Source organism: Flagellimonas sp., from assembly GCF_965233845.1.
In the GTDB taxonomy this organism is placed as follows: Bacteria; Bacteroidota; Bacteroidia; order Flavobacteriales; family Flavobacteriaceae; genus Flagellimonas.
This window is the reverse complement of the sequence record NZ_OZ247584.1, coordinates 1,257,876-1,281,369: the sequence shown is the minus strand read 5'-3', so window position 1 is coordinate 1,281,369 and position 23,494 is coordinate 1,257,876. Positions and strand designations below refer to the sequence as shown.

The 23,494-nt window shown below is 44.5% G+C and carries 26 protein-coding genes; 11 read left to right on the top strand and 15 right to left on the bottom strand.

Annotated features, from left to right (window positions below; all coding sequences use genetic code 11):
* Positions 1–2 precede the first annotated feature (2 nt).
* From ACO6S0_RS05710 to ACO6S0_RS05685, 6 genes are all read left to right on the top strand, one after another.
* Positions 3–1,172, top strand: a complete 1,170-nt coding sequence (locus ACO6S0_RS05710; protein WP_422351036.1) for an ABC transporter permease — start codon at positions 3–5, stop codon at positions 1,170–1,172.
* Complete coding sequence (locus ACO6S0_RS05705) at positions 1,172–2,350, top strand: ABC transporter permease (protein WP_422351035.1); 1,179 nt, start codon at positions 1,172–1,174, stop codon at positions 2,348–2,350. The genes ACO6S0_RS05710 and ACO6S0_RS05705 overlap by 1 nt, the downstream gene beginning before the upstream one ends.
* A gap of 4 nt (positions 2,351–2,354) precedes the next feature.
* The gene (locus ACO6S0_RS05700; RefSeq protein ID WP_422351034.1) at positions 2,355–2,921 is read left to right on the top strand and encodes a TetR/AcrR family transcriptional regulator; all 567 of its coding nucleotides are present in this window, start codon (positions 2,355–2,357) and stop codon (positions 2,919–2,921) included.
* A gap of 164 nt (positions 2,922–3,085) precedes the next feature.
* Positions 3,086–3,352, top strand: a complete 267-nt coding sequence (locus ACO6S0_RS05695; protein ID WP_422351033.1) for a hypothetical protein — start codon at positions 3,086–3,088, stop codon at positions 3,350–3,352.
* Positions 3,353–3,417: 65 nt separating this feature from the next.
* The gene (locus tag ACO6S0_RS05690) at positions 3,418–3,591 is read left to right on the top strand and encodes a hypothetical protein (protein WP_422351032.1); all 174 of its coding nucleotides are present in this window, start codon (positions 3,418–3,420) and stop codon (positions 3,589–3,591) included.
* A 661-nt stretch (positions 3,592–4,252) separates the two neighbouring features.
* Entirely contained in the window at positions 4,253–4,564 is a 312-nt protein-coding gene (locus tag ACO6S0_RS05685) for an alpha/beta fold hydrolase (protein ID WP_422351031.1), read from the top strand.
* A gap of 162 nt (positions 4,565–4,726) precedes the next feature.
* Here the strand turns inward: ACO6S0_RS05685 and ACO6S0_RS05680 are convergent, their stop codons facing one another.
* Positions 4,727–5,041, bottom strand: a complete 315-nt coding sequence (locus ACO6S0_RS05680) for a winged helix-turn-helix transcriptional regulator (RefSeq protein ID WP_422351030.1) — start codon at positions 5,039–5,041, stop codon at positions 4,727–4,729.
* Positions 5,042–5,178: 137 nt separating this feature from the next.
* Here ACO6S0_RS05680 and ACO6S0_RS05675 point away from each other — a divergent pair, with 137 nt between their 5' ends.
* On the top strand, positions 5,179–6,180 hold the full coding sequence (locus tag ACO6S0_RS05675; protein ID WP_422351029.1) for a YhdH/YhfP family quinone oxidoreductase: 1,002 nt from the start codon (positions 5,179–5,181) through the stop codon (positions 6,178–6,180).
* 326 nt (positions 6,181–6,506) lie between these two features.
* Here ACO6S0_RS05675 and ACO6S0_RS05670 read toward each other — a convergent pair whose 3' ends face one another.
* The 13 genes from ACO6S0_RS05670 to ACO6S0_RS05610 form a co-directional block, all read right to left on the bottom strand.
* On the bottom strand, positions 6,507–7,298 hold the full coding sequence (locus ACO6S0_RS05670) for a DUF4138 domain-containing protein (protein WP_422351028.1): 792 nt from the start codon (positions 7,296–7,298) through the stop codon (positions 6,507–6,509).
* Positions 7,295–8,221, bottom strand: coding sequence for a conjugative transposon protein TraM (gene traM / locus ACO6S0_RS05665; protein WP_422351027.1), 927 nt, complete (start codon positions 8,219–8,221; stop codon positions 7,295–7,297). The genes ACO6S0_RS05670 and traM overlap by 4 nt, the downstream gene beginning before the upstream one ends.
* On the bottom strand, positions 8,202–8,828 hold the full coding sequence (locus ACO6S0_RS05660; protein WP_422351026.1) for a conjugal transfer protein TraK: 627 nt from the start codon (positions 8,826–8,828) through the stop codon (positions 8,202–8,204). Before ACO6S0_RS05660 ends, traM begins: the two co-directional genes overlap by 20 nt.
* Before the next feature lie 11 nt (positions 8,829–8,839).
* Positions 8,840–9,679: a hypothetical protein gene (locus ACO6S0_RS05655; RefSeq protein ID WP_422351025.1), complete on the bottom strand. Its 840-nt coding sequence runs from the start codon at positions 9,677–9,679 to the stop codon at positions 8,840–8,842.
* Positions 9,679–10,149 (bottom strand): conjugal transfer protein, encoded by a 471-nt coding sequence (locus ACO6S0_RS05650; RefSeq protein WP_422351024.1) that lies wholly within the window; start codon positions 10,147–10,149, stop codon positions 9,679–9,681. The genes ACO6S0_RS05655 and ACO6S0_RS05650 overlap by 1 nt, the downstream gene beginning before the upstream one ends.
* Before the next feature lie 130 nt (positions 10,150–10,279).
* Positions 10,280–12,691: a TraG family conjugative transposon ATPase gene (locus ACO6S0_RS05645; RefSeq protein WP_422351023.1), complete on the bottom strand. Its 2,412-nt coding sequence runs from the start codon at positions 12,689–12,691 to the stop codon at positions 10,280–10,282.
* Positions 12,678–12,962 carry a hypothetical protein gene (locus ACO6S0_RS05640; protein WP_422351022.1) on the bottom strand — a complete coding sequence of 95 codons (285 nt, stop codon included), beginning with the start codon at positions 12,960–12,962 and terminating at the stop codon, positions 12,678–12,680. Before ACO6S0_RS05640 ends, ACO6S0_RS05645 begins: the two co-directional genes overlap by 14 nt.
* A complete protein-coding gene (locus ACO6S0_RS05635) occupies positions 12,962–13,249 on the bottom strand; it encodes a hypothetical protein (RefSeq protein ID WP_422351021.1) in 288 nt (95 codons plus the stop codon). The genes ACO6S0_RS05640 and ACO6S0_RS05635 overlap by 1 nt, the downstream gene beginning before the upstream one ends.
* A 332-nt stretch (positions 13,250–13,581) precedes the next feature.
* Positions 13,582–14,244: an ATPase gene (locus tag ACO6S0_RS05630; RefSeq protein WP_422351020.1), complete on the bottom strand. Its 663-nt coding sequence runs from the start codon at positions 14,242–14,244 to the stop codon at positions 13,582–13,584.
* On the bottom strand, positions 14,241–14,780 hold the full coding sequence (locus tag ACO6S0_RS05625; protein WP_422351019.1) for a hypothetical protein: 540 nt from the start codon (positions 14,778–14,780) through the stop codon (positions 14,241–14,243). Before ACO6S0_RS05625 ends, ACO6S0_RS05630 begins: the two co-directional genes overlap by 4 nt.
* 6 nt (positions 14,781–14,786) lie before the next feature.
* Positions 14,787–15,065: a helix-turn-helix domain-containing protein gene (locus ACO6S0_RS05620; protein WP_422351018.1), complete on the bottom strand. Its 279-nt coding sequence runs from the start codon at positions 15,063–15,065 to the stop codon at positions 14,787–14,789.
* Between the two features lie 282 nt (positions 15,066–15,347).
* The gene (locus ACO6S0_RS05615; protein WP_422351017.1) at positions 15,348–16,187 is read right to left on the bottom strand and encodes an RteC domain-containing protein; all 840 of its coding nucleotides are present in this window, start codon (positions 16,185–16,187) and stop codon (positions 15,348–15,350) included.
* Between the two features lie 12 nt (positions 16,188–16,199).
* Positions 16,200–18,605 carry an aminotransferase class I/II-fold pyridoxal phosphate-dependent enzyme gene (locus ACO6S0_RS05610; RefSeq protein ID WP_422351016.1) on the bottom strand — a complete coding sequence of 802 codons (2,406 nt, stop codon included), beginning with the start codon at positions 18,603–18,605 and terminating at the stop codon, positions 16,200–16,202.
* Between the two features lie 199 nt (positions 18,606–18,804).
* On the opposite strand from ACO6S0_RS05610, the gene ACO6S0_RS05605 reads away from it, so the two are divergent.
* From ACO6S0_RS05605 to ACO6S0_RS05590, 4 genes are all read left to right on the top strand, one after another.
* Positions 18,805–19,197, top strand: a complete 393-nt coding sequence (locus ACO6S0_RS05605) for a hypothetical protein (RefSeq protein ID WP_422351015.1) — start codon at positions 18,805–18,807, stop codon at positions 19,195–19,197.
* Positions 19,198–19,209: 12 nt separating this feature from the next.
* Positions 19,210–20,145, top strand: a complete 936-nt coding sequence (locus tag ACO6S0_RS05600) for a helix-turn-helix domain-containing protein (protein WP_422351014.1) — start codon at positions 19,210–19,212, stop codon at positions 20,143–20,145.
* A gap of 84 nt (positions 20,146–20,229) precedes the next feature.
* On the top strand, positions 20,230–20,679 hold the full coding sequence (locus ACO6S0_RS05595) for a MauE/DoxX family redox-associated membrane protein (RefSeq protein WP_422351013.1): 450 nt from the start codon (positions 20,230–20,232) through the stop codon (positions 20,677–20,679).
* A gap of 60 nt (positions 20,680–20,739) precedes the next feature.
* On the top strand, positions 20,740–20,985 hold the full coding sequence (locus tag ACO6S0_RS05590) for a DUF6520 family protein (RefSeq protein ID WP_422351012.1): 246 nt from the start codon (positions 20,740–20,742) through the stop codon (positions 20,983–20,985).
* Between the two features lie 115 nt (positions 20,986–21,100).
* Here the strand turns inward: ACO6S0_RS05590 and ACO6S0_RS05585 are convergent, their stop codons facing one another.
* Entirely contained in the window at positions 21,101–23,413 is a 2,313-nt protein-coding gene (locus ACO6S0_RS05585) for a zinc-dependent metalloprotease (protein ID WP_422351011.1), read from the bottom strand.
* Between the last annotated feature and the right edge of the window lie 81 nt (positions 23,414–23,494).

Sequence of the window (23,494 nt, the reverse complement as noted above, 5' to 3'; positions counted from 1 at the left end):
CCATGAAGAGAATTTTGAACGTTGCCATACATGAGTTGGGCACTGTGTTGAGGCACAGAAACCTGTTGGTGTTCATGGTCATTCTTCCCTTTCTGCTTTTTTGGTTCTTCGGCGATTTTATGAAGACCGGAGTGGTCAGAAATCTTCCGGTTGCCATAGTTGACAATGACAATTCTGCCACATCGAGGCAATTGATTGCCAATTTGGAGGCCACTCCAGAATTGAAGGTCACCCATAACCCAGCCTCTAAAAGGGAAGCTGAAAGACTGGTACAATCAACAGAAACCTATGGGTTTGTTATCATTCCCCAAAATTTTGAGCGCGATTTAAGGCTTGCCAAGCAACCGGTGATCATCAGTGAACTCAACAACAGCCTTTTGATACCCGCAGGGCTTGAGGGAAGGGCGGTACGATCCGCAGTGGGCACGGTATCATCGGCAATACAGCTTCAAGCCCAACTTGCCAACGGCAATACAGTTAGGCAAGCCTGGAAAAACCTGCAACCCGTTCGGCTGATGGCGCATACTCTTTCAAACCCGTATGTGAACTACAAGTATTATATGGTGCCCGGTTTTTTATTGGTATTCCTTCAAATTTTTGTGATGATGTCATCGGTCTATATCCTGGGTTTGAATCTTAAGTATGATACGGCAGAGAAACTTTTAAAGATAGGTGGCAATGATCTAAAAATCATTCTGTTTGGCAAGCTGCTTCCCCACACGCTATGGTTTTTTCTGCTGGGCCTTGTTATCCACCTCAGTATTTTTGACTTGCTTGACTACCCGTTGTTCGGAAATAGGGTGATACTTTTGCTGGCCCTTTTCTTGCTTATTGTTTCAACACAGGCATTTGCGCTGGTGTTCGTTGCAACAAGCAACAGCCTTCGTGAGGCAATGACCAAGGGAAACGCCGTAGCTGCGCTTTCGCTCAGTTTATCTGGGTTAACCTTTCCGATAATGGGCATGCCCGTATTTTTTCAATGGTTCGCTCAAATTTTTCCGTTTACACACTATTTTCAAATTCTATTGGCCGAGACCCAGCGCAACATTCCTTCATTTTACATAATACCCAAGCTAGCCGTATTGATGGTCATGACCGTTCTATTGCTTTGGTATGGAGGAATCAAGTATCAACAACTATTATTAAAAGGCAAGTATGCAACTGCGGCATAATGATGTTACAAGAACACGAACATAGCAATTGGCAAGAAAGCTTCAAAAAAGCTTTCAAAAATGAATGGAAAGCCATTACCAAAGACAAGGCCGTGGTACTTACCTTCGTTTCAATGGCAGTACTCATACTGGTGATCTATTCAATAGTGTACAACAAAGAGGTGGTGTACGACGTGCCGGTGGCAGCTATTGACCAAGATTTTTCAAAATCAAGCAGGGAGTTTATTCAAATGGTGAATGCCAACCCCAGTGTGAAGACCGTTGGTCGGTATCCTGATTTGGCAACAGCAAAAAAAGCCATGTATTCAGGCAAGGTATCGGGCATTTTTATCATTCCTGCACGGTTTGGACAAGAAATAGCCACCAACAAGCAACCAACAGTTTCTGTCTATGCAGATGCATCAAATTTGATCTTATATCGAGCCGTCTATGGTTCTGTTGCGATCGCACAAGGCTATTTTAACGGGGACATCAAAGTAAAAAGGGCAATTGCCTCTGGTGGTGGCTTGAGCTCGGTCGCGCCCGTGGCAACGGTTACGACCAATCTGTTCAACCCTGCGGGAGGCTATGGCACCTACCTAATTCCCACGGTCACTGCCTTGATCCTACAATTGGTGATCCTACTGGCCATCGGAATTTTAGGTGGCACCTATTTTGAGCAAAAGATTGAGGCCGAGACAACATTGAGGCCTAGAAGACCAATGATTATTCTACTTGGCAGGGCCAGTACCTATCTCTCCATTTTCTTGGTGCTGCTGCCCATTCAATTTGGTTTGATCTTTTATTTGTTTTCTTTTCCGCTAAGGGCATCGCTGGGCTCCATTTATTTATTCGCACTACCCTACATCATGGCACTTGTTTTTTTAGGCATATTTATCAGTTACTTCTTCAAAAGGAGAGAGGATGCCATATTGTTTCTGTCGATTTTGGCAATTCCAGCCTTGATGCTGAGTGGCCTTTCATACCCCTATGAAGGGTTGAACCCCTTATTTAAATATACGAGTGAATTGTTGCCCTCTACCTCTGGGGCAAGAGGGCTTGTCAAGCTTACCCAAATGGGGGCTCCATTCAACGAGGTGAACATTGAATGGGCAAGGCTTTGGGGTTTGACATTGTTGTACTTTTTATTGGCGGCTTTCACATTAAGATTCAAAAGGCGTACGGTTTACTTAACTTGAAAATATGATCGATAAAAACCAAATCGTTGAAAAGGCTATTGAGAAATTTCTTTTACTAGGCAGCAAACAAGTGACCTTGGATGAATTGGCCACCATGCTCGGCATATCAAAAAAGTCGATTTATAAGCACTTTCCTTCGAAAAAGGAATTGGTCAATACTAGCATTGAAGCTTTGATCGCTTCCTTTCGCAAGGATGCGGACCAAATTCTTGAGATGGAAAGGAAACCGCTAAAAACTATTGTTCTGCTTTACGATACAGTGTTCGACTACCTTCAGAGGTTTAGCCCTCCTTTTTTGTGTGAGCTTAAAAAATACTATCCCGAAGCACTCGTCATTTATAATGATTTTAGGCACGAGTTCGTTTCCGCTACTGTAATACCGTTGTTAAAAAAAGCAAGGCAAGATGGTAGCATACAATCTGAGGTTGATTTGGAGCTTTTTTGCCATCTGCACCTGCAAGGATTGCACCACAGGCTACTAGGTCCAAATTATCTCTTTGACCGATACACTAAAAAACAACTCATAGATTATATGATCGTCAACAGTCTCAGGGGAATTTCTACCCAATAAGCATCCTTGAGTAGGATTTTTAATCTCTCTTTGTTACAAAATCTTTTCTTTCAACTATTTTCCGATTAGTTTGACCTAGGTCACGAGTTCCACCTAACCCCATAGCTACGTTTGTCAAGTAATCCATATTGTATAAAACAATAACAACATCTAAGAACAAGAAAATGGCAAACATCATCGTAGTTTCTTTTTCTGAAGAAACCAAAGCTATAGAAGCTTTGCACAAAATAAAAAAACTGAATTCTTCCGGTTACATCACTTTATATGAGTATATGATAATCCGGAAAAAAGAGAATGATCATTATGCGGTCTTGATTGAAACCACGAATGAAGGTTGGAGAACCCTTACCACTATGACCCTAGGAGGCCTTGTTGGTGCTCTGGCAGGCCCGATAGGCTTGGCAATCTGTCTATACTCGGGACCGCAATAAGTGCAATATTTGTCATTGGTAACTATAATTAAAAAAACGATTTTATAACCAAGGTCAACAACAAAATGAAAATCGGCGAAATAACCATCGTCGTCGAAGTTGTCGAGGACAGCCCTGTGTTCATCGATAAGTATTTGATACCTCTTGCTGTTGAAATCGACAGAAGCGAGGCAGATGTCGAATATGACGGTTTTATCGAGGAACAAATAGAAGAGTTGGAAGTGGAAATCGAAGACTAGCGGAAAAGCTGATAAAAGCTACCGATGAAGAAAAGGTGAAAATCAATGCCAAAATCGAAGATTTAAAGGCAAAACGCGGGGCCAACAGACTTTCAAGAAAAAACTACCCGAGAACGTAACTGTTTAAAAACTATTTTGACAAATCTTTCGAATTAAGGAAGGTATTTCGAAATGAGTGAGTTCAGAGTTGCTTCTCAGACAACCGTACCTGCATTGTTGGAAGAAACCGCGGCCGAAGATTATCATTCAATTGGTCATAGTCTATATAAGTTGGCGGATAAGAACATAGGTTGGTTTAGTCTCTGTGCAACCCTCCCTTATCTCGGATCATTGGTAAGACGACATTGCTTTGTTCTTCCAAGTAAGCTTGCCAGGAGAAGAATTTCTTTTCATAACGTTCCATGGTGTATCCTCGCCGGAAATTCACTAGGTGGAAGAATCGCTTGGGATTTTACATTACAAAATCCAAATATGGTTGATAAACTAATCCTTATTGACGCTTCCGGCCATCCGACTAAATCCAAGAGCAAACCTCTTGTATTTAGACTGGTAAGAATCCCGGTTATCCATAAAGTGCCCACTTTTATTACACCTCGATTTATTGTAAAGAAATAATGTTGAGAACGTTTATGCAGATCAATCAAAATTTACGGATGAATTGGTGAACCGCTATTACAAATTGACACTTAGGGCAGGAAACAGGCAGGCGTTTATTGACAGATTTGCAGTATCATATGATACGGTATCCTATCAAAAAATTCCTGACATTAAACAACGTACCCTTGTACTATGGGGAGAGAATGATCAGCTTATTCCTGTAGAAATAGCTTATAATTTCCATAGGGATCTACCAAATGACACTATTGTGGTATTAAAAAATCTTGGTCATGTTCCTATGGAAGAAGATTGGCAAAAAAGCATACAGCCAGTCTTGGATTTTTTGGAATGTAGTGATTTAAATTACTTACCATAACACTGGGTATGATTAATTTCTTGTTTCTAGATTGCTTAAACAACCTAAGAAGGTTTTATGTTTAGTCTGTACTTACTAAAAACTTACCGCCCTAATTTTTCGGGTATCTATACTATAATTACCAGATAAAGTTGACCATTGCTATTCATAATTGTATGGCATTCACTTTTTAGATTTTTCAAAGAGCACACCACCTTTGAACATTCCTTTAAGGATAGGATAAATTTCTTTCCCCAGTGCCGTCAAACTATATTCAACTCGTGGAGGAACTTCAGAAAAAACAGTTCGCTTGATTAATCTGTCTGACTCCAATTCCTTAAGCTGCTTTGTAAGCATTCGCTCACTGATATCCGGTAATAGTTTAACTAATTCACTATACCTTTTATCGCCTTGGTTAAGGTGTAGAATGATGGTTCCCTTTCGTTTTCCTTTAATTGAGTTTATGAATGTGTCAATCGGACAGTAATTTTTTTTCATTTTTTTTATTTCTTCAAAGCCTTGAAAACTCTAAAAACAGCACAAAATGTTCGTTAGCGCACCTTTTGTAAGTTGTTGACAAACAAAGTATTTATTCCGACTTTTACGCAAAAATAAGCGAAATATACAGATAAGTGATGCAACAGAATTATTCTACATTTAAGGCGTTTCGGGTTGAAGAAAAGTGCGGTAATTATATAGGTTCAATTAAAGAAATGAAATTCAACCCTTTAAAAAGTAATGACATTTTAGTGAAAGTACACTATAGCTCATTGAATTATAAGGACGCCTTATCAGCTTCTGGGAACAAAGGGGTGACAAGAAACTATCCTCACACACCGGGCATAGATGCCGTGGGAAAAATAGAACAATCGAACAGTGATCTATTTAAAACTGGAGAAAATGTTATTGTAACCAGTTATGATTTAGGAATGGATACTGACGGAGGTTTTGCTGAATATATTCAAGTCCCTGCAGAATGGGCAGTTAAGCTTCCCGAGGAATTAAGCATGAAAGAAGCAATGATATATGGGACCGCTGGACTAACTGCGGGAATGTCGATTCTAAGACTAACGGAATTGCTTAAACCAGATGATGGGAAAATAGTGGTTTCAGGTGCAACTGGTGGGGTTGGAGCATTGAGTGTTTCCATATTAAACAAATTGGGATATTTCGTTGTTGCGATTACTGGGAAAGAGTCGGAAAAAGAGTATTTAGAAACCCTTGGGGCAAAGGAAGTCATTTTTCGAGGCGATGTGGAGAATTTTAATAAAAAACCATTATTGAAACCGTTATTCTCAGGGGCAATTGATACTGTTGGAGGTGTTATTCTTGAAAATATAATTAAATCCACTAATTCCATGGGGGTTGTCACCTGTTGCGGCAATGTCGCCTCTCCAAAAATTGATTTGACAGTTTATCCTTTTATTTTAAGAGGTATAACACTTATTGGAATAGATTCTCAAAATTGTTCAATGAATTACAGGGAAGTGGTATGGAATAAACTATCGCTGGAATGGAAACCAGAACAATTAGATCATACTTGTACTGAAATTAAAATTGCGGATTTACAGGATAAGATCAACTTAATGTTAAAGGGGAAATTGAAAGGAAGAACCATTCTAAATTTGACTATTTAAATACACTTCACAGCCTAGAAAGAAGACATCAATAGTAACGTTCCCCTAAGTATTAAAGGTTTTCTATCTTTGCCTCTCTTCCAATTCTCCAAATAGGAAGTTATGTGTCCTTTAAAATTCATGAACCAAACAATCTTGTAACAAAGTAAGAGTAAGGGATGAATTCTTGCCGCTTGTAGGCCAGATATCTTTAAAAATAGGTGAACCAACTTCCACTCCCCTAGATTCGAACCTTAAGGACAAATCCGTTAACTACCAAATACTTCAATCCAAAACACCATGAGTAGATAGCCTTTTAGGCCCCATTTTAACATCAGCCAAGAAACCTAATTCCTCAACTCCAGACACCTATTCCCGTGGAGTTCTTCGATTACCAGTTTCAACCGTTCCCTGTCCCCGAGCACAAACTTGGGCAGGACATATACAAAACGTACCATCTCACCATCTTTGACCTTGCTCGGTACACCATACTTAAGATTGGGCTCCAATGAAATCTCCTGATAGGATGCCCTTCGTTTGGAGCTCCCATTGATCATAAAGACTTCCAGACGGTCCAATTCAAAATCGATGCCCGAGCGGTTCTGTATCCCAAGGACCAAGTACACTTCCCTCGCATCATAGACCATATCTTCCAACTGAAGCAGGATGCCCTTTTTACGTGTTGCAACCATAGCTTTTGATTTTCTGTCGAGTAACAGGGTGCAGAACCTTTCATAATGGGACATCTTTAGAACCATGGAATCCTCTTTCACCTGCAATTCCTGTGCAGGGCGTAGATTCCCAACACAGTCACCTTCCCGCACAAAATGGTTTAACCGGGTAAGTTCCTTGGCATATTTAAGAATATAAGTATATGCATTGCCATCCAGCGTGATTACCAACAGGTTACTTTCCACACTTTCCACTCCCTTTAACAAACCAAAATAGCCCGCCTCCTCCCTATCATAGGAAAAAATAAAGTTCTTATGGCCAGTTACCGCCCGTAGAATAGGGCTTGGAAAGAACAAAGCTACGTTCTTGGATTCATTGGCATAGATGGTGTCCAAGTTCCTTTGGCCCCACACTACATTCAAACAAACCATTGCTACGGCACATAGTACCCATTTATTTCCCTTCATAACTTCGGCTTTAAAACAATTTGATATTGATCAGACACCTGCACTTTAATGGCCCGACTGTCCCGTTGAAAGATCCGTTTGATACCCCCGAACTGTGGCAGACCAGGTAGGTTCATCTCCGAAAGGGTCTCATCCACACTGGTTTGCACGATTTCCCCCTTCAAGTGGTTCTCCATGTAGATGCCCACTTGCCCGTCCTGAAGATCATGGACCAATAGCTTCATTTGAAAATCCCCGACTTGTGCTATCTCTACCATGACCCGATTGGGCCTTAGCTTTACAAAACCAAAGATCCTGGTACCCCTTAAAAGGGTTACTCCATGGAGTTGGGTATTTTCTTCCAACCGCATGGCCAATCGATGGCCTTCCCGGAGGGTCTGGTCCCCATCCACATGGGCCAATAACTTAACTTTCTCCTCAATGCCAACATCCTTGGAAAGTACTGGCTTGGAGGCGAAGAAGAGTTGGTGGTCCAACTCCAATGCTTGGGCGGATATGGATTTCTTTCGCTCTCTTACATCTTCTTTTTTCCCTACAGTTTCAATACCTTTTGAAGTAGGGACCTCCTCAGTATCCATTTGGGGAACACCATTGATAAAACTCTTGGATTGGTAGACACTGTCGATAATACGGTGCTTTTCATGTTCCATATAATCTGGGTTGAAGTACCCCTTCTCATCCACCATATGATCCGGGTACAGCTGGGGTGTCGTGGTCTCCCGTTCCTCCTTGATAGCCTCGAGGGCATCCATCTTAGAATCGTATTCCAAGGTTTTCCCATCCAAATCGGGCATTGGGATTCGCTCCGGGTCCAATTCGGTTTTCTTGTCCTTTCCAAAAGTGACCAGCGCATATACGGTGATGAACAGTACCGTGCAGACCATCACCAGGACAAATACAATCTTATTTTTGTGTGTCTTCATTAGTATCCATTTTACGAAGTGAGTTTTCAAAAAAATCAATGACCAACAATCCATGTGGATTGTGGGGGAAGTTCCGATCGACCAGAATAAGGCGACCCGTAGTGATCAGTTCATAGGTATCCGTAGCCGAACCTCTATAGATCTTGAGGATAGTACAGGTCCGGAAATCCATGGATTCTTCCTCCAGTTCGATTTTGGAATCAATCCGTTCCACTTTTTGGACCAGGGAATATTGTAACAATCGGTTATAGAACCCATCTGCCTTCTTTTGCTGGAAGACCTCGGTAACGGATGCATTTCCCAACCATAGGGCTTTTTCCATGTTACGTTCATAACTTCCCGCATCCACCCCATAGAAGCATTTGTGGAACAATTCCAAATGGGCCAATGCCTCCACCTCCAAGTTCTTCCGTCGGTCCACCCAGGCCAATGGGATGACATCCCCTTCCCCATTGACCACAAAGGCATGTTCCAAGCTTTCCCGATGCACTTTGTACATCAATACGAGGGCGACCGAGCATACCATCCCCGAAACGATGACCACGGAAAGCACTGACCATCGGTTCAGGCGTAATTGTTGTTGTATGCTTTTAAAGGGTGTTTTCATAAGAGTGCAGATTATCCGGTGAACAATCGAAATGTGAAACTTGTGGCACGTCGGTACAGTTTGAACTTGAGCAAAACGATAAAGCCAATGGTCCCCAGCTCAATGATCGGGGCAAAAAATTCACTGCCCCAGTCAAATCCGAACAGGTTTCCCCAGAAATTGGTACTGATCTCCGTATAGAGGTTATTGACAAACACATTGACCAAAAAAAACGCCGGCACCAACATATATACCCCTGCATATAGTTTGAAGTAGTCATAGGCAAGGGAGCGGAACTTCTCAAATACGGCCAGACTGATTACCAAGGGAAAAAAGGCCTGCATGACCCCCATCAGAAAGTACCGTTCCGCCAAGAACAAGGGATAGATGAACAGGTCCATCAACCAAAGGATGACCCCAATGATAAAGGCCAACACCTTCAATCCATACAATGGGGTGACCAAGGCCTCGTACAACAGGGCCATGGCCTTTTTGGCGGCTTCCAGGGCACCCACATCCCGCTCCAGATCGACATCCTGTAGCTGTAATGGGAGGAGTGCCGGAGCCGTGTCCCGGTATTGGACCTCAATGGCCACCAAAATGCCATCGAACACCCCCAACAATTCAGTGGAAAAGATGACCAACAGCACCACCAAAAAATTCTTTGCCAGTTCCGTTGGGGTCAATCCCCAGGTATGCCCATCGGAGGTGGCAATACCCTCATTGTATTTCTTCAGCACATTGATCAAAAAGAACAGCACGGCCAAGGCCTTCATTCCCAAAATGGTATATTGGGAAAAGTCACTGTCCTTGATGGTCTGGAAGACCGCATCCACATATTCCAATCCGATGCCCAAAAAGAAACCTGCCATCAATAGTTCGCTTCACGGTTATTGATACGCTCCTGCATGCGACGGAAGGAGATGATCTCCCGATAGCGTCGGGTCTTCACCTCCAGTTCGGCCACCATTTCCCTGGACCGTACTTTCTTTTCCATTAATATGGCCGTGCGTTCCGCATCGGTCATTTTAAAGAAATCACTTGACAGGACCTGGTTCACAAAATCCAGGTCATCGATGGCCATGTCCATGATCTGCTCAAAGGAACGGGTCACCTGTTCCACTTCCCCTGCCCTGATATAGGGAGAATTCAAAATTCCTCTAAGATCGGTCCGGACCGTACGGAACAGAATTTCATTGTTCCGGGCCAGCTCCCTTACCGCCTTCAATTGCTTGATGGTATTGTTGACTTTCACAATATTGTCTTTCTGCTCCTTCAAAAACTCCACGGTCTTCAACAGTTCCGTGGTCTGCTTGGCCGATTCCAGCAAGGACTTGGTCATACTGATAAAGTTCGTATTGTCATACACGGGCATCCCTTGGGCCGTAGCACGTCCGGGCAGGTAAATGACAAAGGACAGGACGAATACCAGTGAAAATTTCCATTCGTGGTCATTTGTTTCTTATTTGCTTTCATGTTCCCATTTTCTTTTGATAGATAAACTTCTTTATGGCTTCTTCCATAGATCCCAATTGTCCATACAATGCCATGATCTCATTGTTCTCCACACCATCCGTGAGGTATGCGGCATAAACCTCAGGGGGAACCTCCAGGCGAAATACATTGCCCTCCATCCCAATCTTTATAAAGATCTCGGTGTATTTCCTTTTTCCCGTTAGATTGTTTCGTATGGACCGGAGTTGGTTCTGGTCATGATTGGAAAGGTTGAGCCTTTTCTTCAAATCATCATAGCCCTTTTCATTCCGAAGGCTGTAAATGACCTGCGTATTCTCCAAGATGCTGGCGGCAGTGGCATTTTCTGGTAATTGGTTAACGGATTGGAGCACTATGCCAATGGCCCCGTTCTGTTTTCGGATGGCCTGGTAATAAAATTCAACGGTTTCCAATACATTGGGAAACTTTAACTGTTTGGCAAACTCATCGAAAAGGATGATGCCCCGCTCGGAACGGTTCCGCCAAATGGTCCGTTGGATGGCAGATTTGATCAGTTTGAGCATCACAGATAAGATCTCCTTGTTGTCACGTACCTCGTCCAATTCAAAGACGATGAAGCGCTTGTCCTCAATCTTATAGGTCTGATCGGCTTCTTCATTGAACAGAAAACTGTACAGTCCCCCTTCCACATATTCCGAGAGAATGTGCAAAAAGGCATAGACGCTGAAATCGGTCTCGTGGATCTGGGTCTCTTTAGCCAAAGTATCTTTTCGCTCATCCACAAATTGGTACAAGGAAGTGAGGGAATGACCGATCCTGACCCTTTGATAATAATGCAACAAAACTTTCTTAAAGGCCACCTGTTTGGATTTGTCCGTCTTGTCCTCGGCCATGAGCTCCATAAGGAACTGAGCAAGGTCCTCCAATCGCTCCGGGGTCAGGTCGGAGTCCACAGAAATGTAAAAAGGATTGATGCCCAAGTTTTTCCCTTCTTCATATCGTAGGATTACGGAATCATTTGGATACAGTTTGGCAAACTTGGCATAGGAACCTCCCAGGTCAATGATGACCAGCCGAACGGCGGCCTCGAAGTATTGCCGTAGGATGTTGTTGGCCAAAAAAGATTTGCCCTCTCCCGTTGGTGCAAAAATGGCAAAGTTACGGGCCTTGATTCGTTTTTTGTCCACATCCCACACATCCTTGGTCACAGGAACATTGAACTGTCTATCATTGAAAAGTATACCTTCAATATCCGAACGATAGTTGGTATTGTTGATGGTCAGGCATAGGGCATGCTTAAGATCGGTGACGTAGAGATCTCCATTGGAAAAATGGGAGGCATGGCAGGGATGGGAATTTAAGAAATAGTTTTTGCGCTCTTCACCCCTGGGTGCATAGGGCCGTATGTCCAATTCCTTGAATCCTGCCTTTATCCTAGAAGACATTCGTTTCAACCCTTCCCTATCCTTATGCCAGAACACCACGTTCAAGTGTCCCCTGATCATACGGGACCCTTCGTCCGAATTTATCTGGTCCATAATCTTTTGGATCTTTTGAAGGACAACCCGGTTCTGTGTCCCAAAATTGGAGCTCTTCGAAAGCTCTTCCATTTTCTTGTCGAGGATCTTGCGCCATTTAAGGTTATCCTCTAAGTATAGGATATGGTTGACGATATGGTTCTCCTTAAAATCCAATCCGAGTCCGTCCAGGAATCCTTGGTGAAAAACAAAATCATCTGAACCAAATCGATTATTGGGCCTACTGCTCTGCACTTCACCACCAAAACACAGTTCATTGTTGACGGCCAGCACATCAATATGATGGTCCCCGATTTCAATGCCTTTGGTGTTCAAAAGGATATCCGTATCCACATCCCGGTTAAACCCATTGAAATAATCGTGGGTATGCTCCAAGATACCCTTCTCTGACATTGGGCTTACCCTAACCCATTTGGAGTTGTTGATATAGCCCACGGAGTCATGGATTGCAGTAATGAACTCAGCCACCTGCACATCCAATTTCCGGTGGTATCCTTTTTCCATCCTTCGAAACGGGTTGACATATTTGGAGGCGTTCAAGGTTTTGTCCAAGGGAAGTACGAAAAAAATATGGCTACGATGGGTCAAGTATCCCCTACCCTTGAAATAATCCCGGGTAGCATTGGCCAAAAAAGTTTCCATGGGCAGTCCCTCTCCGGAAAAGTAGGTCTGTTGATAGCAATCCTGTCTATGAATGACCGTGCTCGTAGGCAGGGCCTGGAAGGCTTGGAACCAAGTACCATGTATTTCCTCAAAGTCTTTCTCTGATAGGGAATACACCTCCGGGAGGTCCACTTCATAACAGAGTACCACATTGCCATTATTGGCAAAGACAACATGGTTCTGAATGTCCAGTATGGGATGATATGTACTTAAATCAATGCTGGACATAGGACAAGGGACTTAAGCGTTTATTGCTGATTATATCGGGAAAAGTCTTTCCGGCAGTAATCTGAAACGGTCTTTTGACCCACTGGCTCAATGCCCCATAAAGAAGGGCATTGAACAACAGTAGGCCCACGATGACACCAAATTGAAAAGTGAATATGACAAGCAAAAGGGAGCATACCACGGAGACCATCATCAGGGCAAAAAGGGTAATTGGCAGGCCCATTATCGTGGCCCGCATACGGATGTTTCGATAGACTTTATACCGTTTCATCAGACCACGATTCCAATGAGATAGGTAAAGATGCCCACTACGGCCCCTGCAATCAAGACAAAGACCAGAACCCGGGTTATCCCTTTTTTCAGGTCGGCATTCTCCCCAAAGAAGTGTCCAGCATTGAACAGGAAACCTACCAAAAAGATGACCCCTAAAATAATTGGGAAGATGGCCCGGATAGTATCCGAAATATCATTGACAGAATCCTCTATCCCTCCTATCTGGGCCAAAAGGACACTTGAGGTAAAAAGCAGTAATAAGGTCGTAAAGAAAGATTTTCGCATATCGTAAACGTTTAAGGGTTAGACGATTATTGATATTTGAAAATTAGTAGAATATGCTCGTTAAATAACTGACAATCAGGTATTTGTTTGTAAAATAAATTTTAAGTCAGGTTATGTCTGTTTGATTTGAATTGGTTTCAAATCGTATGTAAAATGGAAGTGTCTATGTAGATAACCCCAAAACTTTTGATTTGCTCAACTCTCAAAAACGTCAGTTTTATGATTTTACTGCTGAAAATATGTTTGATTTTTGGTCAGAAAAAAAGTGTTTTTATTGACCCAAGTGACATGCTTGAAACAATTCTGGTACGGTAATCATTTGTTTATCCATATTATGCTCTCTTATCCTTACTGTTTCCATCAAAAGCCATTAGGTTAAACAATTGCCTCATCCTGGATCGAACACGATTGCCGTAACGCTCTTCCAGTTCCTGCGCATTGAGATTGGTGGTCGCATGTGTCTTCCGTTTGTGGCTTGTAAACAGATCATATCGGGACAAAAGGATTTCTCCCATCACATTGCATTCCTTTCCGAAATGGATGCCCACAGGTTCGACCCCAAGGTCGTCAAAACAAAAGGATTGGGAATTCCCATAATCCCCGATGACCTTGTAACCAACATGGTTGAAGCCAAAAACAATGTTCCTACAGGGAATAACGTCATATGGCCGTCGATGGGGAACCATATGTTTCATTAGTTTCATCAAACTGGTCTTCCCACAGCCTACGGGACCGGAAAGCAATATCCCTTTGTCGATGTCAATGCCATAGCTGGAACATCGAGCTTTGTCCCGAATAAAGTACAAACAGAGTTTGTAAATGATTTCCCTGTCCTCCCGATAAATCTCGAATTTTTTGCCAAACATAAGTTTTCCCTTGGCATCCAGATAGGTCAACATCTTTTCAAAATCGTACAGCACCTGCTTGCCCTTTAGTTCCCCCAATGGATATTGGACGGCTCCCTCAACTATGATATGCGGTGCTCGGTAACTCATAGGGGTTCATTGTAATCTTTCTCTTTAGTAGTCCTTAGGTTGTCCCGATATGGGACAGCTATGGTTTGTTTTCTCCCGTTTTCAAATTCTTGGAAACCTGGATTTTTAAAATTCTCCGGTTTATTATTGTTTTTAGTGTTTTCCAAAGTTTGTATATGTTTTATTATAGGTACCAGTGCTTGTCCACTGCTTGTCCCATTTTTGGTACGGCTTGGGTACAGTACTTGTCCAGAGCTTGTCCCAAAATCGAACATCTTGATCCGGCTCCCTTTGAAGGGATTGTGGGAAGGCGCATAAAGGATGTAGTTCCAATGGCTCAGTTCCTTTATACAGCGATGGTACGTGGATTTGGAGCCTATCTTGGAAAAGGTCATGACCTCCTCACGGTTGATGTAGAATTCCTCCTTAAAGAAATTGTTGTTCCACATTTGGAACAGGGCCACATACAGACTGATATGGGTAGGGTTCAAACGGCTGTCCCTTGAGAACTGTCCGAACACCCCATTCAGGTGCTTGATATAGTTGATGTTTTCCAAACTGACCTAAAGTCTATTATGGACCTTGTTCCTTTCTAAAACCTGCATGATCTCATTGTACTCGTAATAGAGCACTCCCCCAATTTTGGTATAGGGAATCGTACCGTTAATGCGAAGGTTCTGGAGCGTGCCGGGGGATATGCCCAGAAGTTCCCTTACTTCGTTTGATTTCAGCCATTTTTTGTTCGTTTGCCCGTTTTGGTCCTGTAATAGATCTTTGATGTCCTCCAGCAGTTCCATTTTGAACTCCCTCAGGTCTTCGGTTGTGATGATCGTTGCTCCCATTGTTTTGCATTTTTAAAAGAAGGACCACCGCATTACTTTCATTTCATTTGGTGGCCCTTCCACAGATTTGACTTTCAAGGACAAAACTCAGCAAGGTTTTTGAAAAAAAATCCATAGTAGGTACCAAGGTGGATATTTTATTTTACACATAATAATTGCCGCCCTTTGGACCGAAATGGGCCAGGGCGTTCCATAAAACAGATCAAAAAGTCAATGGATCTGGATGTAGCTCAGCACAAATTCCCAATTCCCAAGTTGGTACCAACTTGGGAAAAATGGGGATTACTCATCAAGGGACTCCATCCGTTGGTGGAGCATTTCGATGAGCTTGTCCAAAAAACGGGTCTTACTCCCCTTGCGTGAGCGTATATCGATAAAGGTATGGTAGTAGTTTCCCAAGTCCACATTGTAAAAATGTTCAAAATGGGAGGCCAGTTCCTTGATGTCCGCCGTTCCGCTGTTAATGGAACTGCTGGCATGGAGTGCGTAGAGCAGTTCGATAAGGTCCGTCTTGCTCCCGGTCCAGAATAATTTAGAGGGTTTTTCCATAGGTGTGTTCTTTTGGGGTTCGAGGGAATTGTTAAGGTCATCCACTTCCTTTCTCAAATAGACGATGAGCATGTCATAGGCCATAATTGTTGCCACGGTCCCGTCTTGACAGGTCGAGAATTGGTCGTCGATCAAAAAGTGGAAGGACTCAAGAGGCAGGCGCAGGTCGCGGTTGCCCCTGACAAAATACCGTTGGTCAAGTGACATGGCACCACGTCGGTAATAGTTATAGAATTCAAGGTTATCGTTGAAAAAGGTCTGTAACTTGTCGATCTGTTGCTCAAGGTATTTGATCTGGGCAGGGTTCTTACCGCGGGGGCGTTTGCTTTCGATGTTGAATAGCCTCACATAATATATCAATTTACTGAATATCTGTGGCTTGACATGCTTGAAGAAATAGATCTCATCCTCTTGGGTGTCAAAGCTCTTTCGCGTAATCTGCTTTTGGAGCTCTCGGATGCTCTTCTCTACCAGCACAATTCCCTTTTCCGCCTTGAAGAGCACATCCCCGTTCCCGCCTTCCAGGGCATCCAAATGCGCCTCAAATTCCGATAGCAGCTTTTGGTATTTCATAGCGGCTACCTCTCAATGCTGGCCCTCCATGACCCCGAGCAGTTCCAATATAAAATTGTCATCGGTCTGGAGATAGGCATATCTATCCCGGACGGTGGCCCCCAGTTTTCTTTTTTCAAAGGCGGCGGTCATCCCAAAATCAATTTTGGAAAAACCACGTTCAATGGCACGCTCGATGGTCCTGTACAGCAACTGTCGATAGGTTGCAAACTCTTCCAATACGGAATAGTCCATGCCCACAAAAGCTGGCACATAGACCTTACCTGTATTATTGTAGCAGAACATCACACCCACTACCCTATCCGTTTCATCCAGGTGGCTCAACATTATGAACTCCCACAAGGGGTCTTCGTTCATCTGTCCAAAAAGGGCATCGGGAAAGGAAAAAGTGTTCAGGCCCAAATTTCTGGCCTGTACCTCTCCGAACAGTTTTTTGACCTGCACCAAATGGGAAGGGAGAAGCTTTTGGACCACTTGTTTACGGACGCGTCCAAGATAGGGTCGGATATCCTTCCTGAAATGCCTTCTGTTCCTGGTGGAAAGGCCCTCCACAAAAGTTTCGATGGATTCCATTCCTTTGAGTTCAACGGTACAGGAACTGGGCATGTGCACCCTCAGGAACCCATGGCCGTACAAGGTATCGTTCCAAGAGGTCTCCTTGGGAAAATCCCGGAGCACGGTCATTTTGGCGCCCATGGTACGTTCCTGGACTTCAATCCATTCCAAGAGGGCATGCTGCGCCCGTCCCACCCATTCATGGGAGGTGTCGCAATACATATGGGTCCCTTCCGTGAACAGGCATCCCATGGAAAGAACCTCTGATGAAAGATGGTATGGGTCGTTACGGCGCTCCTCTTCAATAACCTGTGAAACCTTAGCTTCGGCCAGCATGTCGTCCTTCCATAGGGACAGTGAAAAAAAGGCCATTAAAATCGGAACTCCGCTATTGTCCCTTATCACCACGTAGCGAAATCTCCAATTGTGTTCCGGTCGGGCATTTCCCTGGAAGGCCTTCTCCAGAAACTCCAGACCGTGCCAATCATAGACCCCTTGCCCTCCCAAATAACGGTCCCACTCCTCCCGGTCCACGTTTTCGATCGATTCCGATACTTCAACTTTAGGTCCATCAAAAACCTTTTCTCTTGTATCGGAACGGGGTTCCAATTTAAAGGCGTGAAACACACGATCGGCATTGGTATGGGTCTCTTCCAGTGCTTTGGGGAAATGATGTTCCATGGCCTCCACCAATGCCTTTATTTCCTCTAGTTGGTTATGCCTTGAAATGGTGATCCGAACCCCCGTGTTCTTGACAGGTACAGCGGGAAATATTCCTAGGTTGACAAAATAGCCCTCCCGCATCAAGCGGTTCACGAAATTATACCCTGTCTTGGGCATTCCCGTGCCAATATAGAAAACGGGGGATCCATTGTGATCGACCAAGGGTAGTTCCGTATTGGACAGATGGGTATTGAAATGGTCGATACGCTCCCGCAATTCCTTTTGAAGTGTATAGATCTCGGGCGATAGATGTATCCGGGCAGAGGCCATGGCGGCGGCCACAGAGGCGGGTTCCAATTGGGCCGAAAAGGTGAGCGGGCCACCAAAGGTCTTGATCTTATCATACAATGCTTGATTTGAACAGGCCAATACCGCTCCACTGGCCCCAAAGGTCTTGCTCAGGGTTCCGAACAAAAGCGTGTTCCCAGCAAGTTCCCCCATCTTGTCCAATACATAGCCCGTACCATTTTTGCCCACCCAACTCATGCCATGGACGTCATCAAAGTAAAAATGGAGCTGTGGGTATTTTTGGGCCAGTGCCATCAAGTCCTCGACAGGGGCATAGTCGCCGTACATGGAATAGATGCCATCGGCCATATACCAGATGCGCCGTTTCGAATCCCGGTACTTTTTGATCTTTTCCTCCAACATATCCAAATGGTTATGGCGTATCATCTCGATGGGAACGCTCCGGGTCTTGAGCATCTTGGCGGCATTCTGAACGCTCCAATGCACCTGGTGGTCCAGGATGATCACGTCATCATCGTCCACGGCACTGGGAATGACCCCCATGTGCCCAAGGGTGCTGTTCTTGGTGATGACAATAGGATGCCCGTACATTTTCCGTATGGATTCCTCAAGTTCCCCATAGAGGGGGTTGGAGATATAGGATTTGGACAATGGGAATTGGGTACCGTACCTTTCGATGGCTTTCATTGCCGCCTTCTTTAACCGCTCATCCTGTTCCAGGCCCAGATAGCCGGTAGTACCGAAATGGTACAGTTCTCTGCCCTCCACCTGAATGGTCCTGCCCGAAAAGGAGCTGCCCCCGGCATATAGATGCAGGACTCCCGCATTTTTCGCATCTGTAAATACTTCATGTACGGTGTTCAAAAAATTGTGGTGCTTTATCTTTGCCATTTTGTTTGGATTGAATTGTCGTAAAAAGTAATGGCATTTGTACGATTATATAAAACTGTAAATCGTTTTACTCCGTTTTAGTCAAGCTTTATTCCGTTTTAGACAAGTAAAACTCCTTTTTGTTCAAGCAATCACATACACTCTGGAATCCTGTTGATACTATTTTTGTAAATTGAAATTACTTACCAGTTTTCAAAAGATGAGAAAAACACATGAGAACAATTATGCCATTTACTTGTTGGCCGATGATCTGTTACATATCATTTACAAGAAGGTACCCCATATCGACCTAAAGGCCGCAGAGGTCATCGTCAGGGATCGGATGCAATTACAACAAGGAATGAAAATGCCCATACTCTGTGATATCCGAGAGGTACGTAACATCAATAAACCTGCAAGGGACTATCTTGCTATTGAAGGGTCACAGTGGATTACTGCACTGGCCTTTTTGATAGACCCTCCAATCACGGATGTCATCAGTTCCGTTTATTTGGAGACCCATCCCGTAAATGTCCCGACCCGTTCCTTTACCGATAAATCAGAGGCTCTGGCCTTCCTGGGAGTCAACGATCACAACAACGACAAACCATGAAACCGATAATCCATGCCGAACAGTGATGACTTTAGGGTAAAACGCATTCATAAAATGCTCTTGGAAATGGCCAAGGGCAATTTCTTCCATAGCCTGGAACCCTCGGAAAAGAACGATAACATTGCCTCTTTGGTCGTCATGCTCAATATGGTCAACGAGGAGATCAGGGCCTCCTTTGTCCATCAAGGTTTTGCCAATGCCCACCATACACCACAGTGTATCATACAACTTTCGCTGCTCATGGATGCCAATGGCACTGTTGAGATGGCCACCAATGGTTCTTGCTCGCTGTTGTCCTGCCTGCCAAAGGACGTCATTGGAAAGTCCATCACCGAACTTATGACCAAAACCTCAAAAAAGAAATGGGCCAAAATGCTGGCCAAGCTTTTGAAAAGGGAAAGTTCCGAAACGGTTCTGCACTTGGAGTTGATGACCAACCAGGGTCTATTACTTTCCAATGATTGCCATATCTCCGTCCTCAGATCCCTCGACGGGACCGGCCAAAAAATCTTGTTGAACACCGTTTTCTTTTCCAAAGGGGAGCCCTTTGAAACGGGACGGCCCAAAAAAACGCTCAAAGTGACCAAGGGTATCAAAGAGCCCAAGGTGATTTTGGGCCCACAGGACATCCAGATGATCAGGAATGTTCACGATATGATCCTCAACAACCTGGAAAAGGACCTGCCCCACTTGAAGGATCTTGCCCTTCAAATGGGCACCAATGAGTACAAATTGAAATATGGTTTCAAACAGCTTTACGGCACCACCATATTCCGTTGCCTGATCCAAGAGCGCCTGCGAAAGACCAGAACGCTTATCCGACACAGCGACCTTTCCCTTAAGCAGATTGCCCATATGACGGGATTCAAGAGTGCCGCGCATTTCTCACGGGCCTTTAAGGACAAGTACGGAGTTTCCCCCAGTGAATTACGGGAAACCTCCCGATAGAGCCCACTTACTCCGTCTGGGACAAGGAAAACTCCCGTTAAAATAAATCGCACCCCCGAACTTTGTCATATCGACACAAAAGTTATGACACGAGAGGGAATATATGCACGAACCGTTACGTTGATCGGCCTATTACTGGCCATCCTCTTCACCTACACAGCGGCAAATAAACTGATACACCTGGACCTTTTTCAATTGCGATTGGGACGCATGCCCTACCTGGCTCCCTTCGCCATCTGGATTTCATGGCTTATCCCATTTTTGGAACTGGTCATTGCCGGTCTGCTCCTTTTCGAAAAGTACCGGAGAATGGCGCTATGGGGAAGCCTGTTATTGTTGGGCGTGTTTACAATATATATTGCGGTGGTCCTAAATTTCAGTGATTCCATCCCCTGCACCTGTGGTGGGGTCATCTCGGCCCTAGGATGGAAGGACCATATGCTGTTCAATGGTGCTTTTATGCTACTGACCCTATTGGGGCTACTTTGGTCCAGAAAACGCACCACCTTTATCGAACACCAAAACACTACGTAGGGACAGGGGAAGCCGAAAACCTAAAAAAGAGTAGGCATTCAATGTTTAATTCATAATACTATGAAAGTAAATCTTTTAAAACTCGCTCTACCGGCCTTTGCCATCCTTTTGGCTGTTGGCCTGGCCTTTGCCACAGAAGCTACTTCCGTGGACCAATTAGGTTACTACAAGCCTTTGAACCAAAATTGGCAATCCACCATGGTGGAGGATCCATGTTTTGATGGTGGGGGGACCCAGTGTAAATACATCGGTTATCAATTGTACGATGCCCCAAGTTTTAGTGCAACACAGTTGAGCAAGCCTTAAAACTTGTCTTAGCGTAACTTAAACAAAAGGTGCCTCCATAAAGGCACCTTTTTCACTAACCCAAATGACCCATGGAAAAGGAACAGTCCAATTTCCATGGAATTTCGTCAATACCTCATAGGGCCGAATTGATCTTCCTTAGGCACAATTGCCAATGGCCGGGGATCCCGGTTCCCTTGTTTTTTTCCACAACCTTTTCAATTTCCTGTTTCAACCGTAGCAATCGTTGCATCAATAGCCCCTTGGAATAATCGGAGTGGTGGAAGTACCGGGACTCATGGTCGGCTATGGCTCTTTCCTGTTCCAAGATCGATATCACGGTATCAAGGTAGGTCAATTGAATTTCCTGTCTTCTTTGGGTCACATGGCCAAAATCCCCCCAAAGCTCCTTGAAAAGTCCTGCCTGCAAGCGTTCGAGATAATCCTTGACCGATCCTATATGGCCGGGGTTGGCCTCCAAGAATTCGATTCGTTTCAGCCTTCGGGCGGTTAGCATCCCAACCACCAACTGCTGTTGATACTGCAGTATTTTATCCGGAAAGGTGGAATAACCGGTCCTCCATTGGAAACTGGGTTCAGCCAACCATCTAGGTGCAAAGAGGGCATGGGTCATTATAAAGTCAAGGGCCTCCATCTGTTTCTTCCAAGGAATGGGATCATATTTGTTACCCTGTTGGTTCAAGGATTTATATTGGATATCATAGCCCCCAATCAAGCTCGTCACATGCAACATATGGCTGTTCCAAAGTTCAATGGTCTTGCCATACAACCGCTTCAAACGGCCATCATCATTTTGATCCTTGACCACTTTCGGCAACAATCCGATGACCTGTTCCACATTTTTGAGGGCCAATTCCGTGCTTCTGACAGGGTCATTGGTCTCGACCACTTCGTTGGAACTGGCGGGACCGATAACCTCCATTTGATTCTTATTGAACCTGTACCAAGGCACCGAATCCTGCCAACGGACCATCCGCTCCAACGCCTCTTTCTCATCGTCCGGTGAGGTCCCTTCTGGAAATTCCGAATACCCCCATTGGATATTGTACCTATCCGTGGGGCCCACCCGTTGGAGCAACAAGGATGGGGGAACACTGTCACCAACCTGTGCTATGTTTGAAGACCGGGTATAGTTCATGACACTGGGCGTATGCCCCATGGTCCGCAACCAGGTGCTATCGCCCATTTTGTCCCAAGGGTAGCAGTACTCTCCAAAATTGGCATCCATAATTCCGAACACATGTCCCGCTTCATGAGCGGCTATCACTTGGAAAAGCTGACCGATGAGCTCGTCGGGAAAGGGGAATTGATGTGCCCTTGCATCCAAAGGGGCGGCACGGACGAAGTAACGTTCCATTACGGTACGAACCGATGCACCCATAAAGATATCGGCACGCAGGATCTCCCCTGTCCTCAAATCGATGATATGGCCGATTGTGCCCCCATAGTCCTCATATTCCGACCCCCTTAAATATTTCATAGGGTTCCAATACACCATATTGGTGTGGATGCTATGTTCCTGCCACTCATTCAAGCTGTCCATCTCTTGGACCACCAGGGCATCCTTGAAACCTGCCGACTCAAAGGCGGGCAACCACTCCTCAATGCCAGCTTTGATATAAGGCCGCCATTTTTTGGGCACATCGGGAGAGATCAAAAATGTGATGGGCCTTATCGGCACACTCATCTTTTGGTCCCTGTGTTTTTTTTCCAAACGCCATTTGGTGATGTTGGCCAGAGCATTTTGCTGCCCCAAATTCGCCTCGATCTTTTCATCGGGATAGAACCCCATACGATAATCAAACTTTCTGGCCTTCATTGGCGGTCCCAGGGTACTGAAACCATAGAAAATGGGTACGGAGACCTTGGACTTGTTCTGGATCATGCCCCTTCGGGCCTTTATCACCACCTCCCCATCCATGTTCCTGGCCCCGAGCAGCACCGACAATTGTGGTACCGGGTTTCCGAAGGACACCCCGAACCTTTGTGGCCAGTCCAGGTCCTGGTACAATAAGAGCTTGGTGATATTTACACGAATTTTTCCCTGTCCGGTATGTTCACTTTCGATCGATAATATGGCCAGTACATTGTCCAAAAGGTCAATACCTTTTTTGAGCGGTAGGATGATCCCGGCCGTTGATGTCACAGCCTGCCTTTTCAAGAGTATTTTATCCCCGTGCCTTGACCAGACCACCTGCATATAGCTGCGCCGCATGCGGTCTTGGCAGGTAAACAAAATTGGCGTATCCAATAATCGGTCCGGGATATCCAGGTATAGTTGGTCTTCCTTGACAATAGAGGTCAAAAATTGGCCTTGATATGAGGGTACACCAACCGCCCTGTGACCAAATTCCCCAATGCTAAGATCAGCGGGATGGACAAGCCCACAAATGAACAAAAGGCCAAAAAGAACAATGTTTTTTTTCATGATGTATTTTAAAAATTAGCTTGAATCTTATGTAGGCGGGCGCCATGGATCAACGGACGACCGGCCTGTGTTTCACATAGG

Bases quoted from the DNA above. Each gene is read 5' to 3' on its own strand.
- ACO6S0_RS05710 (WP_422351036.1), top strand. From the start codon at position 3: ATGAAGAGAATTTTGAACGTTGCCATACATGAGTTGGGCACTGTGTTG.
- ACO6S0_RS05705 (WP_422351035.1), top strand. From the start codon at position 1,172: ATGATGTTACAAGAACACGAACATAGCAATTGGCAAGAAAGCTTCAAA.
- ACO6S0_RS05700 (WP_422351034.1), top strand. From the start codon at position 2,355: ATGATCGATAAAAACCAAATCGTTGAAAAGGCTATTGAGAAATTTCTT.
- ACO6S0_RS05695 (WP_422351033.1), top strand. From the start codon at position 3,086: ATGGCAAACATCATCGTAGTTTCTTTTTCTGAAGAAACCAAAGCTATA.
- ACO6S0_RS05690 (WP_422351032.1), top strand. From the start codon at position 3,418: ATGAAAATCGGCGAAATAACCATCGTCGTCGAAGTTGTCGAGGACAGC.
- ACO6S0_RS05680 (WP_422351030.1), bottom strand. From the start codon at position 5,041: ATGAAAAAAAATTACTGTCCGATTGACACATTCATAAACTCAATTAAA.
- ACO6S0_RS05675 (WP_422351029.1), top strand. From the start codon at position 5,179: ATGCAACAGAATTATTCTACATTTAAGGCGTTTCGGGTTGAAGAAAAG.
- ACO6S0_RS05670 (WP_422351028.1), bottom strand. From the start codon at position 7,298: ATGAAGGGAAATAAATGGGTACTATGTGCCGTAGCAATGGTTTGTTTG.
- traM (WP_422351027.1), bottom strand. From the start codon at position 8,221: ATGAAGACACACAAAAATAAGATTGTATTTGTCCTGGTGATGGTCTGC.
- ACO6S0_RS05660 (WP_422351026.1), bottom strand. From the start codon at position 8,828: ATGAAAACACCCTTTAAAAGCATACAACAACAATTACGCCTGAACCGA.
- ACO6S0_RS05655 (WP_422351025.1), bottom strand. From the start codon at position 9,679: ATGGCAGGTTTCTTTTTGGGCATCGGATTGGAATATGTGGATGCGGTC.
- ACO6S0_RS05650 (WP_422351024.1), bottom strand. From the start codon at position 10,149: ATGACCAAGTCCTTGCTGGAATCGGCCAAGCAGACCACGGAACTGTTG.
- ACO6S0_RS05645 (WP_422351023.1), bottom strand. From the start codon at position 12,691: ATGTCCAGCATTGATTTAAGTACATATCATCCCATACTGGACATTCAG.
- ACO6S0_RS05640 (WP_422351022.1), bottom strand. From the start codon at position 12,962: ATGAAACGGTATAAAGTCTATCGAAACATCCGTATGCGGGCCACGATA.
- ACO6S0_RS05635 (WP_422351021.1), bottom strand. From the start codon at position 13,249: ATGCGAAAATCTTTCTTTACGACCTTATTACTGCTTTTTACCTCAAGT.
- ACO6S0_RS05630 (WP_422351020.1), bottom strand. From the start codon at position 14,244: ATGAGTTACCGAGCACCGCATATCATAGTTGAGGGAGCCGTCCAATAT.
- ACO6S0_RS05620 (WP_422351018.1), bottom strand. From the start codon at position 15,065: ATGGGAGCAACGATCATCACAACCGAAGACCTGAGGGAGTTCAAAATG.
- ACO6S0_RS05615 (WP_422351017.1), bottom strand. From the start codon at position 16,187: ATGAAATACCAAAAGCTGCTATCGGAATTTGAGGCGCATTTGGATGCC.
- ACO6S0_RS05610 (WP_422351016.1), bottom strand. From the start codon at position 18,605: ATGGCAAAGATAAAGCACCACAATTTTTTGAACACCGTACATGAAGTA.
- ACO6S0_RS05605 (WP_422351015.1), top strand. From the start codon at position 18,805: ATGAGAAAAACACATGAGAACAATTATGCCATTTACTTGTTGGCCGAT.
- ACO6S0_RS05600 (WP_422351014.1), top strand. From the start codon at position 19,210: ATGCCGAACAGTGATGACTTTAGGGTAAAACGCATTCATAAAATGCTC.
- ACO6S0_RS05595 (WP_422351013.1), top strand. From the start codon at position 20,230: ATGACACGAGAGGGAATATATGCACGAACCGTTACGTTGATCGGCCTA.
- ACO6S0_RS05590 (WP_422351012.1), top strand. From the start codon at position 20,740: ATGAAAGTAAATCTTTTAAAACTCGCTCTACCGGCCTTTGCCATCCTT.
- ACO6S0_RS05585 (WP_422351011.1), bottom strand. From the start codon at position 23,413: ATGAAAAAAAACATTGTTCTTTTTGGCCTTTTGTTCATTTGTGGGCTT.